The organism is Streptomyces atratus, from assembly GCF_014648655.1.
Classification (GTDB): Bacteria; Actinomycetota; Actinomycetes; order Streptomycetales; family Streptomycetaceae; genus Streptomyces; species Streptomyces atratus.
On the sequence record NZ_BMRN01000064.1, the window covers coordinates 12,840 to 27,410 of the forward strand.

Annotated in this window: 16 protein-coding genes and 4 pseudogenes; 14 read left to right on the forward strand and 6 right to left on the reverse strand. The window is 66.7% G+C overall.

Features of this window, described 5'->3' with window-relative positions; all coding sequences use genetic code 11:
* Positions 1-318: 318 nt before the first annotated feature.
* The 3 genes and pseudogenes from IEZ15_RS39615 to IEZ15_RS39625 all read left to right on the forward strand — a co-directional run bounded on the left by IEZ15_RS39615 (position 319) and on the right by IEZ15_RS39625 (position 2,293).
* On the forward strand, positions 319-504 hold the full coding sequence (locus IEZ15_RS39615) for a hypothetical protein (protein WP_189281852.1): 186 nt from the start codon (positions 319-321) through the stop codon (positions 502-504).
* A gap of 550 nt (positions 505-1,054) precedes the next feature.
* A complete protein-coding gene (locus IEZ15_RS39620) occupies positions 1,055-1,486 on the forward strand; it encodes a DUF7878 domain-containing protein (RefSeq protein ID WP_229846447.1) in 432 nt (143 codons plus the stop codon).
* A gap of 40 nt (positions 1,487-1,526) precedes the next feature.
* Positions 1,527-2,293, forward strand: a pseudogene (locus tag IEZ15_RS39625) (transposase).
* A 61-nt stretch (positions 2,294-2,354) separates the two neighbouring features.
* Here the strand turns inward: IEZ15_RS39625 and IEZ15_RS47460 are convergent.
* The 3 genes from IEZ15_RS47460 to IEZ15_RS47465 all read right to left on the reverse strand — a co-directional run bounded on the left by IEZ15_RS47460 (position 2,355) and on the right by IEZ15_RS47465 (position 3,407).
* Positions 2,355-2,738, reverse strand: a complete 384-nt coding sequence (locus IEZ15_RS47460) for a peptidase inhibitor family I36 protein (RefSeq protein ID WP_189281853.1) — start codon at positions 2,736-2,738, stop codon at positions 2,355-2,357.
* 285 nt (positions 2,739-3,023) lie between these two features.
* The gene (locus tag IEZ15_RS45850) at positions 3,024-3,305 is read right to left on the reverse strand and encodes an Lrp/AsnC family transcriptional regulator (RefSeq protein ID WP_229846448.1); all 282 of its coding nucleotides are present in this window, start codon (positions 3,303-3,305) and stop codon (positions 3,024-3,026) included.
* Between the two features lie 30 nt (positions 3,306-3,335).
* Positions 3,336-3,407 carry a hypothetical protein gene (locus tag IEZ15_RS47465; RefSeq protein WP_322110728.1) on the reverse strand — a complete coding sequence of 24 codons (72 nt, stop codon included), beginning with the start codon at positions 3,405-3,407 and terminating at the stop codon, positions 3,336-3,338.
* Between the two features lie 879 nt (positions 3,408-4,286).
* Between IEZ15_RS47465 and IEZ15_RS39640 the strand changes: the two genes are divergently transcribed.
* Positions 4,287-4,556, forward strand: a complete 270-nt coding sequence (locus IEZ15_RS39640; RefSeq protein ID WP_229846449.1) for a helix-turn-helix domain-containing protein — start codon at positions 4,287-4,289, stop codon at positions 4,554-4,556.
* A 223-nt stretch (positions 4,557-4,779) separates the two neighbouring features.
* Here the strand turns inward: IEZ15_RS39640 and IEZ15_RS39645 are convergent, their stop codons facing one another.
* On the reverse strand, positions 4,780-5,373 hold the full coding sequence (locus IEZ15_RS39645) for a TetR/AcrR family transcriptional regulator (RefSeq protein WP_189281854.1): 594 nt from the start codon (positions 5,371-5,373) through the stop codon (positions 4,780-4,782).
* 108 nt (positions 5,374-5,481) lie between these two features.
* On the opposite strand from IEZ15_RS39645, the gene IEZ15_RS39650 reads away from it, so the two are divergent.
* The 9 genes and pseudogenes from IEZ15_RS39650 to IEZ15_RS39680 all read left to right on the forward strand — a co-directional run bounded on the left by IEZ15_RS39650 (position 5,482) and on the right by IEZ15_RS39680 (position 10,691).
* A complete protein-coding gene (locus IEZ15_RS39650) occupies positions 5,482-6,405 on the forward strand; it encodes a TIGR03620 family F420-dependent LLM class oxidoreductase (RefSeq protein WP_189281855.1) in 924 nt (307 codons plus the stop codon).
* 20 nt (positions 6,406-6,425) lie between these two features.
* Complete coding sequence (locus IEZ15_RS46930) at positions 6,426-6,956, forward strand: VOC family protein (protein ID WP_308427497.1); 531 nt, start codon at positions 6,426-6,428, stop codon at positions 6,954-6,956.
* Between the two features lie 11 nt (positions 6,957-6,967).
* Positions 6,968-7,159: a hypothetical protein gene (locus IEZ15_RS45855; RefSeq protein ID WP_229846450.1), complete on the forward strand. Its 192-nt coding sequence runs from the start codon at positions 6,968-6,970 to the stop codon at positions 7,157-7,159.
* Between the two features lie 62 nt (positions 7,160-7,221).
* Positions 7,222-7,344, forward strand: a complete 123-nt coding sequence (locus tag IEZ15_RS46600) for a hypothetical protein (protein ID WP_268250498.1) — start codon at positions 7,222-7,224, stop codon at positions 7,342-7,344.
* Positions 7,341-7,730 (forward strand): hypothetical protein, encoded by a 390-nt coding sequence (locus tag IEZ15_RS39665; RefSeq protein ID WP_189281856.1) that lies wholly within the window; start codon positions 7,341-7,343, stop codon positions 7,728-7,730. Before IEZ15_RS46600 ends, IEZ15_RS39665 begins: the two co-directional genes overlap by 4 nt.
* 67 nt (positions 7,731-7,797) lie before the next feature.
* Positions 7,798-8,181 (forward strand): hypothetical protein, encoded by a 384-nt coding sequence (locus IEZ15_RS39670; RefSeq protein ID WP_189281857.1) that lies wholly within the window; start codon positions 7,798-7,800, stop codon positions 8,179-8,181.
* Between the two features lie 147 nt (positions 8,182-8,328).
* A pseudogene (locus tag IEZ15_RS47470) lies at positions 8,329-8,406 on the forward strand (DUF6233 domain-containing protein); the annotation flags it as partial.
* 575 nt (positions 8,407-8,981) lie between these two features.
* A pseudogene (locus tag IEZ15_RS39675) lies at positions 8,982-9,965 on the forward strand (ISAzo13 family transposase); the annotation flags it as partial.
* Positions 9,966-10,157: 192 nt separating this feature from the next.
* Complete coding sequence (locus IEZ15_RS39680) at positions 10,158-10,691, forward strand: GrpB family protein (protein ID WP_189281858.1); 534 nt, start codon at positions 10,158-10,160, stop codon at positions 10,689-10,691.
* Between the two features lie 292 nt (positions 10,692-10,983).
* On the opposite strand, the gene IEZ15_RS39685 is transcribed toward IEZ15_RS39680, so the two are convergent.
* Positions 10,984-12,126, reverse strand: a complete 1,143-nt coding sequence (locus tag IEZ15_RS39685) for an FAD-dependent oxidoreductase (protein WP_189281859.1) — start codon at positions 12,124-12,126, stop codon at positions 10,984-10,986.
* 603 nt (positions 12,127-12,729) lie between these two features.
* A pseudogene (locus tag IEZ15_RS39690) lies at positions 12,730-12,867 on the reverse strand (isomerase); the annotation flags it as partial.
* A gap of 454 nt (positions 12,868-13,321) precedes the next feature.
* Here IEZ15_RS39690 and IEZ15_RS39695 point away from each other — a divergent pair.
* Positions 13,322-14,137 (forward strand): alpha/beta fold hydrolase, encoded by an 816-nt coding sequence (locus IEZ15_RS39695; RefSeq protein ID WP_189281860.1) that lies wholly within the window; start codon positions 13,322-13,324, stop codon positions 14,135-14,137.
* The last annotated feature ends 434 nt before the right edge of the window (positions 14,138-14,571 follow it).

A 14,571-nucleotide genomic window follows, 5' to 3' on the forward strand; every position in this document is an offset into this window, starting at 1 on the left:
TACACAAAGATGAAATCTCCGCGAAGATCGATTTGAGACGGCCAACACCCGCTCCGCCCCGGCAGTCGAACCAGCGGTCCCTGGCCGGCTCCGCCGTCCGCGACGAATCTGCCGAGTGCTTGCCGTACCGCTCGATGTGGTCGTGGCTGCGGGGCGGGGCGTCGATGCTGCCAGGGGGCGGGGATTGTCAGTTGGTGCACGCCGACAGCCGTGTTGACCTGCTGCTGGTGGAGGGTGAGCTGGGCGCGGTGGGCGTCGGAGACGGGGCGCCGGCCCGGAACGAGGTCTGGCAGTCCCGGCATCGTACGGAGCGTCGACGTGGCACCGATCCCCGGAGGGGCTGCTCAGTGGCTCTGTTGTGGACAACGCCTGTTCGTGGGCCTGCGAGCCCCATTCTCCTACGGCCTGTTCCGCCTGGCCGAGAAGCACGTCAGCCCGCGGTTCGGCTGGCTGCTCGGGTACGCGAAGCCGCCGGTGTACGACGCCAACCTGTCGACCGGCTGAGTCCGTAGCGACTGCGGCCCCCGCCAGTGGCGGGGGCCGCAGTCGCTCTTGGAGTGAGGTTTCCACCGTGGCAGTCGCCCCCGGTTGCCCCCGAAGGCTGGCGCCGCGGTAAACGGAATCGATGGAGAGCGCCCCCAGACGGATTCAGCCGACCTATCTGGGACCAGTTCTCCTCTCGGGGTGATCTGCTCCGCCTATTGCTCGACTGTGAGGGCCCAGCGAACCGTCGAGGGGGCCGATACCTGCACGGTGCCTTCGCTGCGCGCTCTTTTTAGATGGATTTCATTGTAGGTGCTGCTGACTTCCTCGTTGACGCAGTTCAGAGGAAAAGAGAGCCCTACGGGGGCGACGGTGACGTTAAGGATTTTCTTGCCTTGGCAATTGATCTGGATGGCCAGCGTTCCCGCGCCAATTTCCTTGGTCAGAGGAAGTTCGGCATTCCCTAAGGGCTGTCCCGCTTTCCCATGACAAGTCTTATCAGGCCACTTGGTAGGGTTTGCGTTTTGAGTGGCTGACAGACCTGCGGCCCTTGGACTCCGGGGAGGGCCAGATGACATTGAAGCTCGCGTACGAAAATGTGGGTGCACCGGATCTGTACCGGCGTGGCCTCCGCCCTGAAACAGCGCCTCTTGGGGTGCTGCTCGTAGACATTGAGGCCGACCTGGTCATCCGGGATGGTGACCACGTGGTGATGGCGGAGAAGCTGTTCCCCGTGGCTGAACTGGCGCGCGCCCTGGTGGGCTGGCTGGACGGCGACCGCGATGACTTCGAGTTCGACTCGATGTCCTACGCGGAATCGGGCGAGGTGCGGATCGCGGGATCTGCCGAGGGATGGCGGGTCGGCTCCGTCTCCGCGCCAGGCGTGTGGACCTCGCCAGTTGGCTGGGATGTGCTCGTGGCGGAGATCGCACAATTCGTGAAGGCCGTCCGCAAGGACGTGATGGCGCTTGGCGTCGAGCCCGACCTGATCCCCGTCTTTTGAGACAGGCCCCGTAGCGCTCCGACCGATGGATGATCTTGCCGTGCTGGGTTTGATCACTGCGTCGGAGCCGTCATGGATAGTGCCGTTCACAGGAATGAGTCCGCGCTGTTTCAGCAAGTTGGTATCCGCGTTGCAGCGTGAGGGTGCCGACGAGATCCGGCGGGGACACCCCTGGAGCCTGCCACTGTCGGATCGCATTCTGCTGGTGGCGACGTACTGGCGCCCGAATCTGACGATGCGGCAGCTCGCCCCGCTCTTCGGTGTCTCCAAGTCCGCAGTCGGCCGCATCATCGACCATCTCGGCCCGCTGCTGGCCCTGCGACCCCGACGCCGCTTCGCCAAGGACACCGTCCTGATCGTCGACGGCACCCTCGTGCCCACGCGCGACCACACGGTGGCTGAGCAGTCGAAAAACTACCGGTACTCCACCAACCACCAGGTCGTCATCGACGCCGACAGTCGCCTGGTCGTCGTGGTCGGCCAACCCTTGCCAGGCAACCGCAACGACTGCAAGGCGCGGGCGGAGTCCGGGGCCAAGGCCGCGTAGGCAACACCACGACGATCGCCGACGGCGGCTACCCGGGCACCGGGCTCGTGATGCCCCACCGACGCCGGAAAGGCGAAGACCTGCCCGAGTGGAAGCAGGCGTACAACAAGTCCCACAAGCAAGTACGCGCCCGCGTCGAGCACGTCTTCGCAAGGATTAGGACCTGGAAGATCCTGCGCGACTGCCGCCTCAAAGGCGACGGCGTTCACCGCGCCATGAGTGGTATCGCGCGACTGCACAACCTGAACAGCACCGGATAGCGGAGCGAGCCGTCAGCGCAACGGTGTTCGCACCCCTCAGGTGATCATTGCGGGACAAGTCTTAGGCGTTGGAAACCGAATAGATGGTGTAGCTGAAATTCCCAACGGACTGGTTTGGATCAACCACATCGCTAGCACCCGTGCAGTTCGAATCGCTCCACACCCTCAGCGGCCTCCCGGTCGCATTGGTGATTGATTGCACCACGGCCGCCGTATTGACGCAATCTGTGGGTGTCGTGGTGTACAGGTTCCTTGGCCCCTCGAAGAAGGGGTTTTGCCATCCGCACACATATCCCAGGTCGCAGGCACCGTCACCGGCAGGGGTCATAGCTGGAGCGGGCGAGTTGCGGGGACCGGTTGCGTTAGCCGTGGCCGCAGCCCCTGTGGCCATTGCCGAGGCGGCCACTGTGGCCGTAACGAGACCCAGCAAGAAACGCTTTTTCATGTGACCTAACTCCTATTCGAGTTGGAGCGAACGAGTTTATCCAGATTTGCTCGACGATCATGTCGACTAATGGGGCGTTGGTTAAAGTCGATCACTCTCCCGTCCTTGCAGCGGGTCGACACCGACGAAGGGAGCGTTCGGAGCGAGCCGTGTGCAACCGGCGTCGGGTTGCAGGTGGCGGCCGTGCCGCCCCGTACCGCGGGCGACAACCGCAGTTGCTGCGTTGGCCCTACCCACCATGACGAACGCCGCTGGAATGACAATGAAATCCCGGCTTCACGGTCTTCATCGTGGAGTGCGATGTGACGCCCTTGACCCGGGGATGGTCATCACACGCCGGCTGAGGAACGCCTCGTACGCACCCAGGTCGGCGACCGCTACACGGACGAAGTAGTCGGGCGTGCCGAACAACCTGCGCAGCTCCAGCACCTCCTCCGCTTGCGCGAGCGTTTCCTCGAAACGCTCCACGGTCTCCGCGTCCTGCGCTTCCAGCGTCAGATCGATCAGCACCTCGAAGGAGTGCGCCATGGCCGCTGGGTCGATGACGGCCCGGTAGCTGCGGATCACCCCCGTCGGCCTCCAGGCGCTGCACCCGCCTCAGACAAGGACCCGCGTGAGCCCGATGCGGTTGGCCAGCTCCACGTTGGTCAACCGGCCGTCCCGCTCCAACTCCGCGATAACCGAAGTACGCGTCGGCGTCGGCCGACTCCATGTCCCACAACGGGCGACCGAACCAGGTCCTGATCCGCTTCAGGTGCCCGACGTTCCCGCGGGTCGTGCCGTCCGCCAGGCCCGCCGAGGCCCGCGCGAGCACGAACCCGGACAGCACGTCGGTCTCGTACTGCTTCAGCTCCTCCGCCGACACGGACGCCCAGTGCTCGCGCAGGTCTCGTACGACCGCCAGCGCTGCCAACCCGAGCCTCCTCGCCTTCGGTCCGACTGTGGATCGGTCGGACGAGGTGAGAACGCTTCAAGAATCCCTAAGTTACGTCACAGAGCGGCAGAACACCCGAAAGAAAGCTCACCTTCGGAGCGCTCCTCGACTCCCTGGACGGCTCACCCGCAGGGGCGCAGACATCCTGACCTGGCTGCTGCGCGCGTCACGCGGTCCGCTTCAACCGCTGCGGTGCGGCGGCCGGGCGGCCCAGTCGGCCGGCAGCCGCGACACCAGCAAGGGCTGAGCCGCACCGCGAGCTGCTGGCTCCTTACGCCCTGCTGGCTGGCACGTCCGGTGTGCAGATCTTGCACGGCCGGGATTTAGTCCCACCTCTGGGGCCGGTGCGGCTTCGAATCCACGCGACTGCTTCCTGTGTGGTCATGACGGTGAAGCAAGGGAGGTCGGCCGTACTGCGCGATACGTTCCACCGCGGAGCAACAGCTGCGGTGCAACGAGGCGCTTCCTCCGACATACGGATGGGCCGACTGATCGGCGAAATGCTCCCTCTGAATCAGAGAGAAATCTCTGATTCTCTCCAACTCAAGTCGTGCATCTGCGCACTGCGTGCAGTTCGGACTGTGGTCCGGCTACTCGTTGGGAGGTTGCTGTCCGTGCTCGCCGAGCTTCAGCGTGAACTGATCGTGGCGAACACCAACGACGGGCTCGCCTCCGCACGGGCCCGCGGCCGGGTCGGCGGGCGCCGCCCCAAGCTGACTCCGGACCAGGCCGAACCGGCCCAGCAGCTCTACGACGCTCGCGAGAAGACCGTCCAGCAGATTGCCGACATGTTCAACGTTCCCCGGCCCACGGTCTACGGACACCTCGACCGCGACAAGACCGTGCCCCGCCAGCCGAAGAAGACCGCCGCGGCAAAGCCCTGAAAGCTACCAGCGGGTTACTTGCTCCCTGGTGTCCGAGAGAGTGCCGCATCAAGCAATGATTGCCCTGTTACATGCTGGACGGTCCCGCACCGGGCGCCGATGGTGGCGCCCATGACTTCACTCATGCGCAACATCACGGTCGACTGCGCTGACGCCCATTGTCGGTGTACGAGCTGATGTACACAGGCAGGTACAAGATGACGTGCAGAGGATATTGCTGCGATCACTCGTTCTGAAGCGGTGTCCCGTACGTGGCATCAAGCACCAGTGTGAGCAGCCGGTCGGGCTGTTCCGCGTCGTGGCTGCGAGCTGTGGACAGCGCAATTCCGACGACAAGTTGGACCAGGTCGTCGGCGGTCAGGTCGGCGCGCGCCGTTCCCCGCCGCTGGGCCTGGGCAAGAAGATCGGCTGCCGCGTCCAGGATCAGCCGATGACAGTCGAGCCCCAGCGTGACCGGCTCTTCAACCATCAACGCGCCCCCCAGCCCTTGGTTGACCCTGGCATGGACGAGGAACGCGCGCAGCCATTGCGTCAGCGCGTCGTCGGCGGATTCTGAGGAGGACAGCGTCTCGGCAAGCTCGCACAGCGTCTCGATCCGGTCCCTGAGGACCGCGGTCAGCAGGGCGGAGCGGTTCGGGAAGTGACGGTACAAGGTCCCCGGGCCGACGCCGGCTCGGCGGGCGACCTCGTTGAGGGACGCCTCTGGTCCGGCTTCAGCGAATACTTCCTGCGCCTTGGCGATGAGACGTTCCCGGTTGAGTCGCGCATCGGTACGCCGCGGTCGTCGCGCGGGGACGTGCCCGTGTGTGGTCGTCATCGTCCTGTCTTTCGGTCGAGTTCGGGGTAGTTAAGCGGAGTACCTCTCCGTATACTAGCGTCCGCCAAGCGGAGAACCTCTCCGGAATGCATGGCCTGAGGAGTGCGGATGACGGACAGCGGGCGGATCGAGCTGGGGCGAGTCGGGATCTGGACCTTCGCCTACGAGGGGCAGCCTGCCGGGCGAGTACGGGAATCGGTCGCGGAGATCGAGGAGTTGGGTTACGGGGCCATCTGGTACGGGGAGGCGTTCGGTCGCGACACAGTGGGCCAGGCGTGGCTGTTGCTGTCGGCGACACAGCGCATCGTCGCCGCCTCCGGCATCGCCAACATCGCGTTCCGGGACCCGATCGCCACCGCTACCGCGACACGTGCGCTGGGCGAGGCGTTCCCCGGACGCTACGTACTCGGCCTGGGCGGACATCGCGTCGACGACACCGTCCACGAACTGGACGGCTACCCCGTACCGGCCCGCGGCAGAGCGGTGACCACCATGCGCGCCTACCTGCAGGCCATGGATGCGGTACCCGCCCACGGCCCCATAGCGGACCCGGCTCCGCGCCGCGTACTGGCCGCCCTCGGTCCGAAGATGCTTCAGCTGGCCGCCGAACACACCTGGGGCGCGCACCCCTACTTCGTGTCCACCGAGCACACCGAACAGGCGCGCCAGATCATGGGACCGAACGCCTTCCTCGCTGTGGAGCAGGCAGTGGTGCTCGACACCGACCTGAGCCGCGCCCGCCAAGTGGCCACGGCACACGTCGCCGGCTACCTCTCGGCACCGCATCAGGAAGCGAACGTTCGACGACTCGGCTTCAATGACGAGGACATCGTCGGCGGACCGAGCCGTCGACTGGTGGATGCGATCGTTGCCTATGGGGAAGTAGAAGCAATCCGCCGACGCGTTCAGGAGCACCTCGACGCAGGAGCTGACCACGTCTGCCTGCAAGTACTCACCGCCGACACCACCTCTCTGCCCGAGCACGAGTGGCGCGAACTTGCCGCTGCTCTCCTGCCCCACCGCACAGCATGAGTGACGCCCCGCCTCTGCACGTGATCTCGTACTTCGCCCTGCGCATGAGCTTGTACGCCGACACCCATGCTCTCGGGTCTTTTTGGGCGGAGGTTCTGGGAGGAGTTCTCTACGAGGACAACAGGCCCGAGGTCCCGGAGGTACTTGTGAGCACCGGCGAGGGCAGTGGGCCGGGGCTGCTGTTCCTCCCTGTACCCGAGGGCAAGACGATCAAGAATCGACTGCACCTGGACCTTCAGCCAGAGGGCCGGTCGCGGGACGAAGAGGTTGTGCGGCTACTGGGCTTGGGTGCCAAGCTGATCGAGGATTTCCGCAAGCTGGACGGGACGGGTTGGGCCGTTATGATCGACATTGAGAGGGTGCTAAGTCCGACGGCGCCCCCGCGACGGCCGCCCGCGTTCAGGAAACTGAACGCCGTAGCGGTGATCGGTGCTCGGATACTCCTCGGACCCCATGCCGTTCAGCCCCGCATGGCCTGTTCCCTCGACATCCGCGCCGGCCACATGTCGAGGGGCACACATACCGGCAGACAGGTGTACACCTGCGGGTAGGGTCCTTCGGCATGAGCACAACACCGCCCGACATGCGCCGGGTCAGCCTCCGAGCCGCCCTCGGAATCGGGGCGGTCTTCACCGCCGCCGCATTCGGCGCCGGGTTCACCCTCGCCGCCGACCAGAGCGGCAGCGCGGACCTGGACAACATCGTCGTCGAGCACTCGGTCGGCCCCGCCACGGCACCGGGAACCAGTCCATGACCGGGGACCCGTTGCCCGGCGTGTGCACCGGCTCTTCCACGACCATGGGGAATGAGGCCGCCATGCGGGAGGAGGCACTCTCGACCGCCTGCCGGTTCATCCGTGACAGTCTGGCCAAGGACGCCGCAGCCGCTGTCCAGGCGCTACGGGACGCCGCCCGTGTTCTGGAACGGGGCCGCCGGTGAACACCCCCCGCTGGGTCACCCCGCGTCGTCTCGGCGCCGCCGCCGCGATCTACGGCGTGTTCGTTGCGGGCTGGTACCTGGGTCAGCCCGTCACCCCCGAATGCCACGTCGACCAGGCCGCCCTCGACCGGATCGCTGAGGAGTACGAAACCGAACCATCCCCCACACCCACTCCGACGCCGACGGTGTACCCGTCACGGTACGACTCGAAGTCCCCCATCCCGCTCGACCCGACGCCGGACCCGGCCTACAAAACCCCCTACAACCCGCGTGGGGGCGCCGACGACAGGCTGTCCCAGACGGTCGTCTCCTACGCCGTCGCCTGCACCAACGACACGAGCGAACGCCCTCGCATGCGAGCGTGGTTCGAGGGCCACTGGCGGTAGAGAGGCGGTGTGGCCCGGGGTGTCCGCCGACGCGGGCGCCGGCCTCGTGTCGTGCGACACTCCCCGGATGCCTGCCTGGATAACCCTGCGCCGCCTCGGCGCCGCCACCACTTTGTACGCCGTGTTCCTGGCCGGGTGGTGGCTGGGCCAGCCCGTGCGCTCCGACGGCTGCCTCGAAGGCCGGCTCACCGCCGGGGCGGACGGTCGTCCCACACCGGTAGAACCGGCCGACCCCGCCCGGTACCTCAAGAACCTCGACCTCGACTTCGGTCTCCTCGACTGGGCCGACGACATGGACGGCCACCGCGACGGCGAATACGGCCCCAGCGACTACGGGCACGACCTGCGGGGCGGGTCCGAAACGTACGCCACGTCCGGCGCTGTCTACGCTCCTTGCTCCTACAAGAAGCGCGCCCGCCTGCTCGCGTGGATCAATGCCGACTGGGGCTGACTACACCTGTGCCTGCCTCATGGGCACGGCCAGACCACGGGGACGGAAATAGGACAGCTTCCCGGAGCGCCGGTTTTAGTAAGTATTACGGCGTGACGATTCGACAGAAACCGGGGTGAACATCCTGGAAACGACACCCGCGACGAGGCGATCAACGCCCTGGCGGAGCCGGACATCGAGCCGTGCCAGATCTGCACCCCGCAGACGGGGCTGGTGCACGGGTAGGCCGTACGGACCACCCGGCGCGCTCAGGGGGTGCGGGGCTCGCAGGATCGGTTCTGTGGAGTTCCCGATCAAGGTGGCGCTGGCCAAGGGGGAGGCGACTTCGTACGACCGCTGCGGAAGCGCGGGGCGGGTGAGCGGGAGGACGCGTTCGGTCAGCTGCCCGGTGAGGCCGGCGTCGGTGAGCCAGTCTGCTGCTGCGGTCAGTTGGCGGGCGCATGCTGCATCGGGGAAACGACGAAGCCCTTCCCCGGTGGAGGGAAGGGCTTCGTGAGTGAGCGCTGGGCAGGCCTTGCACCTGCATTTCCCCGCGGGAAGCGGGGCGTCTTTCCTTGGACCACCAACGCAGTGTCAGTCGCCGCAAGTTGCAGCGAACTTTCAAGATCAACTGTAACGCATGCTGACCGTCAGGCGAACACCACGCTCACCTCCAGCCCGAGCCCCTCGGCGGCGGGCTGCTCCTGGCCGCAGGCCTGCTGCGGGACCACCGGCCCGGACTGCGTGACAGGTTCCGCGCCGCGTTAGGGCTCGCAGAGAATGAACGTGTTGCTTCCGGTGATCTGGCTCGTTGACGTGGTATGGGCATATCGCAAGAGGTTCGAGCAACTGGCCGCCAGGTTCGGGGTGTTGTTCCCACACCTGGACGAGCGGCAGCAGCGTCTGCTGATGGGAGCAGAGGCCCGCATCCTGGGGCACGGCGGGATCCGGGCCGTCGCGCGGGCCGCCGGGGCCAGCGAGACGACGGTCCGCAAGGGGGCGGATGAGCTGGAGGCGGGCGAGGCGCCTTTGGGACAGGTCCGCCGGCCCGGAGGCGGACGGAAGAAGGCCGCCGACCTGGATGCGGGACTGCGGCCCGCGCTGCTCGCCCTGGTCGAGCCGGACATGCGCGGAGACCCGATGCCGCCGCTGCGCTGGACGACCAAGTCGACCCGGAACCTGGCCGGCGAGCTGACCCGCCAGGGACACAAGGTCAGTGCCGACACGGTCGGTGACCTGCTGCGGGAGGAGGGTTTCAGTCTGCAGGCCAACTCCAAGACCGTCGAGGGCAAGCAGCACCCGGACCGGGACGCCCAGTTCCGCTACATCAACGAGCAGGCCAAGGACCACATCGACGCCGGGGACCCGGTGGTCAGCGTGGACAGCAAGAAGAAGGAACTGGTCGGCCAGTACAAGAACGAGGGGCGTGAATGGCAGCCCATGGGTGATCCGGTGCAGGTCAAGACGCATGACTTCCTGGACCGGGAGGGGCCCGGCAAGGCGATCCCGTACGGCATCTACGACATTGCCGCGAACGCCGGCTGGGTCAGTGTCGGCACCGACCACGACACCGCCGCTTTCGCGGTCGCCTCGATCCGCCGCTGGTGGCACGGGGCCGGACAGGGCGACTACCCTCGCGCCCGTCGGCTGCTGATCAACGCCGACGCCGGGGGCTCCAACGGCTACCGCACCCGGGCATGGAAGACCGAACTTGCCGCACTGGCCGCCGAGCCTGGCCTTGAGATCACGGTGAGTCACCTACCGCCGGGCCATCGAAATGGAACCGGATTGAGCACCGACTGTTCCGTCCCCCGTTCCACCGCACGATTCACCACTCCCGCAGACGTGGCCGCCTACCTCGACACCTACAGCACCGAACCCCCGGACAAGATCAAACCCGCATGTTGATTTTCTGCGAGCCCTTACGACTCGGTACGCGGTAGCCAGGGATCTCCGGGGAATGCGAGGGGCCCTGGCGATTCTGCGAGACTGCCGACATGACTGACATGATCGTGGTCAGTGACTACGACCCCCAATGGCCCGAGCAGTTCGAGGATCTGCGACAGCGATTGGCACCTCACGTCGCGGATCTGGCTGTGTCCATCGAGCATGTCGGCAGTACGGCCGTGCCCGGGTGCGCCGCCAAGCCGATCATCGACCTCGACATCGTGGTGCCCGAAGAGGCGGCCATGCCCGAGTTGATCTCTCGGCTCGCCGGGCAGGGCTACCGACACGAAGGCGATCTGGGAATTCGGAGACGGGAGGCGTTCCAGGCCCCTCCCACGGCGCCCGAACACCATCTGTACGGCGTGGTCGCAGACTCAAAGCCCCACCTTGATCACGTCCTACTCCGTGATTACCTGCGTCAGCGGCCCGATGAAATCCACCGCTACAGTGCCTTGAAGGTGGCCCTGGCGCAGCGGTTCCCTGCCGACAAGGAGGGCAGGGCGGCCTACTCGACGGCGAAGAGCGCTCTGGTGGAGAACCTGGTCGCGAGGTCCTACGCTGCTCGGGCCGCCGGCGCATCGTGAGGTGAAACGGACCGCACGGGTTGGTGATGTCGTGACGCATTACCGAGCCCGTGCGGCCTTGTCCCATCCTGCTTTCAGCGGCCTCGATCGTGCACATCTCGGTGGTTTGATCGAGGAGTTGGCCGATCCGTGGACGGCCCGATGCGAGTCAGCACTGCGCGAGCGCCGCGTCGGAGAACGCAAGCGGGCGGTCAGTGCAGGGTCGGAGCACCAGAAGTAACTCATTCATTCGCGCCGAGATAGTCCGGGTGCGAGGAACCGGCGGACTGGGCCATGCTCCCGCGCTTGGCAGTCAGGAAGGCTGGACCTCGTCGAAGAGGGCGAGGGCTTCGGAGGGGTCCGGGCTCACGAGGCGTTCCAGACCGGCCATCGTGATGTCCGACCACCTGCCGGCCCGTGCCCACATCTGTTCCTCGAAGGCGCGGACGGCCTTGTCCAGATCTTCAGGGCCGGGGGCGGCGGCGATGGACTCGGCGAGTTCGGCGCCTTCCAGCATCGCGAGGTTCGCGCCCGCTCCCAACGGGGGCATCAGGTGGGCGGCGTCGCCCAGTAGCGTCACCCCGGAGACGTGGGCCCAGGTGTGGGACACGGGAAGGGCGTAGAGGGGGCGGTGGACGAAAGCTGTGCCGTGGCGGAGGAGGTCGAGGACGGGAGCGGCCCAGCCGTCGAACAGAGCCAGCAGGCTTGATCGCACGGCCTCGACGCCGGCCAGGCCCAGGCCCATATGCCGGTCCAGGTTCATGTGCCAGTCCAGCTCCACGCGGAACTGGGCGTATACCTTGACGTGGCCGCCGCTGTTGCGCTGGGCGACAAGCGCGCGGTTCACGCCGTACACAGCCACGGAACCGTCGCCGACCAGCCGGGCGAGGTCGGGGTGGCGGGTGTCGACGTCGTCCAAGGAGGTCTCGACCAAGGTGACGCCGGTGTACTGCGGCGTCGCGGACGAGACCGCCGGGCGGACCCGGGACCAGGCACCGTCCGCGCCGATCACGAGGTCGAACGTCTCCTGTCGCCCGTCCGCGAAATGGACCAGCACGCCATCCCGGCTCTCCGGCACCACCTCCGTCACGACCCGCCCCCACTGAACGTCCAGCGGCCCGAGCAACAGGTCACGGAGTTGCCCGCGGTCGATCTCGGGATTGGCCCGGTCACCTGGACGAGGTTGCCAGTCGCGGAGGACGGTCCCGCCCGCATCCAGGATGCGCATGGCCTGCCCCTCGGGACGGGACAGCGCCTGGAACTCCGCCAGCACCCCCGCCTTCTCCAGCGCCAGTTGGCCCAGCCCCTCGTGCAGGTCCAGCGTGCCGCCCGCGGGACGGGCGTCGCGGGCGGGATCGCGTTCGAGGACGGTGACAGAGTGACCATGACGGTGCAGGACGCGGGCGAAGGTAAGGCCGGCGGGACCGCTGCCGATCACGGCGATACGGGGTCTCATGTCGATACAACGTACGGCCCCTCACCAAGCCGGCTCCGCCCCGTCACCGAACCGAAACAACGGCGTGAGCCAGCGGATGGATGATCCGCGTCGTGCTCAGTTGCGGGGCAGAAGGCGCATGGTCGTACGGGGCGGCCGAGGAGTTGGAACACGAGGGCGCGGTGGGCGGCGTGGAGGGTGCGGACGTCCGCGCGGTTGATGTCGGGTTTGACTGCAGGGGCGCCGTGGCGGGGGCGGCCGGGTTCGGCGGGGATCCACAGGTGGCCGGGGTCGCTGCCTCGGAGCTGCCGGGTGATGTGTGCGCGGGAGTCGAGCCTGCGGGCGTCGAGGGGTGGGGCTCGGCGTCGAGGTGGACGACGCGTTGTGCGAGGTCGAGGTCGGTGGTGCGAAGGCGGCGGAGTTCGGGGACGGTGCGGCCATCGATCTCTCCCCGCCACAAGCACCACCGCCGGTGGTGAGCTGTGCTTGTCTTGTCCGCGAGCCCCCGAATGGCTCCCTGGTGATCGAGAATGAGGCGTCATGCGAGGACAACCGAGCCTGGTCCTGGTGCACAGCCCTCTCGTAGGTGCTTCGGCATGGCAACCCGTCGCGCGACTGCTAGGTGCGCGAGGAGCGGGTCTTGCAAGCCTCCAGGCGGGCGTCGGCGGTGTCGACGACGATCGGGTGCAGGGCGAGCGCGAAGGCCGGGCGGTCGAAGGCCGCGCCGAGCGGGCCGGAGTAGTCAACAGTGATCTGCGGCATGGCGGGCAGCTCCTTGGATGGGACCACATGATCGGCTCCCACCCTACGGAGGGTGGCTCAGCCGACCGCTACCACGCCATTCGGGGATCGTGCCCGGACTTGAGCAGGACGTTAGGCGGATGTCCGGAGATCTCGGAGATTGCCCGGACTTCACGGAGACGGCCCCGCCTGGTTGCGCTATCAGCTGCGGCAGGCAGAAAACCAGGTTCGTGGGCTTGAGGTTCAGGAGGAGCAGGAGCGGGCAGCGTAAAGGGCGGGTGCGGGCTGAGCAGTCCTGGAAGATCCAGCCGCAGCGGTCGGGTGAGACGGCGTTGCTGCACTGCGGAGGGTGCACCGTGTACAACGCCGCGTTCGGGTTCCTCAACCGCGAGGACGCGTTGATCGCGTTGGAGGCTCCGCCCATCGTGCGAAACACCTCAAGGTGACTGACCATCACGGAGTTAGGGTGCTCGGCATGAACGCCATAACCCTGCGCGGCGCCACCATCCACTACGACGACTTCGGGCCTGCAACCGGATTGCCGGTCCTCCTGATCCACGGCCACCCCTTCAACCGCACCCTGTGGGCACCCCAGGCCAAGGCGCTGACCGAAGCCGGATACCGGGTCATCACCCCCGATCTGCGTGGTTACGGCCGTAGCAGCGTCACCCCCGGACAGGTCTTCCTCTCCGACTTCGCCGATGACCTTGCCGCGCTCCTCGACCACTTGGGCATCGAGCGGGCGGTGGTCGGCGGCGTCTCCATGGGCGGTCAGATCACCATGGAATTCCATCGCCGTCACCCGCAGCGGGTGCGCGCCCTTGTCCTGTCCGACACCTCTGCCCCCGCCGAAACCGACGAGGGCAAAGAGTTCCGCAACCGCCTGGCCGAGAGACTCCTCACCGAGGGGATGGACAGTTACGCAGGCGAGGTGATCGACAAGATGCTCGCCGCGTACAACGTCGACGCGATGCCGGATGTCGCTGAGCGAGTCCTGTCCATGATGTGTTCCACCGACCCCCGCGGCGCCGCCGCGGCACTGCGCGGACGGGCCGAACGCCCCGACTACCGTGACACGTTGCCCGCCGTCCGGGAACCGGTACTGATCCTCGTAGGAGCCGACGACGTCTACACCCCCGTTGCGAACGCCGAGGCGATCCACCGCCTCGTCCCCCAGGCAGCCCTGGCCGTCATCGAGAAGGCCGGACATCTGCCCGGCACCGAGCAGCCCGAGCGCTTCAATACCGCTCTGCTGGACTTCCTCACCACGCAGGTGACCGCCCATGTATGAACCGCACCCGCTCCTGGCCCGCTTCACCGACGCTGCCCACGACCAATTCCCGCCGTGCGGGTCTGTTGACCGACCTGGTGCGCGTGCTGGGGCCCGACCATCCTGACACCTTGATCACCCGGGGGCAATCTCGCCTCCCGGCGGGGGGAGACGGGCGGAATCGACGTCGAATAAAGATCGTTCGTGATACACGTAGATCGACAGGACATTCCTGCAGGTCGCGACTGTAGCGCTTCCTTAAGCCTCGATCCACCGAGGCGGTTTTGAAGTGGGCGCCGAGGGTTTGCGGGGCGGGTTCTGGACTGTCGGCCGGGTGTGGACAAGTGGTATCCGCTGGATGCTCCTATGGTTGTCAAGCCGCTGGAACGAGGTCGGTTTGAGTGGTTCGTTCCGTGGGTGTGGTGGTCAGGGCTCGGTAGACCTCGCGGGCGACG

Bases quoted from the DNA above. Each gene is read 5' to 3' on its own strand.
- IEZ15_RS39680 (WP_189281858.1), top strand. From the start codon at position 10,158: ATGACTGACATGATCGTGGTCAGTGACTACGACCCCCAATGGCCCGAG.
- IEZ15_RS39685 (WP_189281859.1), bottom strand. From the start codon at position 12,126: ATGAGACCCCGTATCGCCGTGATCGGCAGCGGTCCCGCCGGCCTTACC.
- IEZ15_RS39670 (WP_189281857.1), top strand. From the start codon at position 7,798: ATGCCTGCCTGGATAACCCTGCGCCGCCTCGGCGCCGCCACCACTTTG.
- IEZ15_RS47460 (WP_189281853.1), bottom strand. From the start codon at position 2,738: ATGAAAAAGCGTTTCTTGCTGGGTCTCGTTACGGCCACAGTGGCCGCC.
- IEZ15_RS39650 (WP_189281855.1), top strand. From the start codon at position 5,482: ATGACGGACAGCGGGCGGATCGAGCTGGGGCGAGTCGGGATCTGGACC.
- IEZ15_RS46600 (WP_268250498.1), top strand. From the start codon at position 7,222: ATGCGGGAGGAGGCACTCTCGACCGCCTGCCGGTTCATCCGTGACAGT.
- IEZ15_RS39695 (WP_189281860.1), top strand. From the start codon at position 13,322: ATGAACGCCATAACCCTGCGCGGCGCCACCATCCACTACGACGACTTC.
- IEZ15_RS39620 (WP_229846447.1), top strand. From the start codon at position 1,055: ATGACATTGAAGCTCGCGTACGAAAATGTGGGTGCACCGGATCTGTAC.
- IEZ15_RS39645 (WP_189281854.1), bottom strand. From the start codon at position 5,373: ATGACGACCACACACGGGCACGTCCCCGCGCGACGACCGCGGCGTACC.
- IEZ15_RS45855 (WP_229846450.1), top strand. From the start codon at position 6,968: ATGAGCACAACACCGCCCGACATGCGCCGGGTCAGCCTCCGAGCCGCC.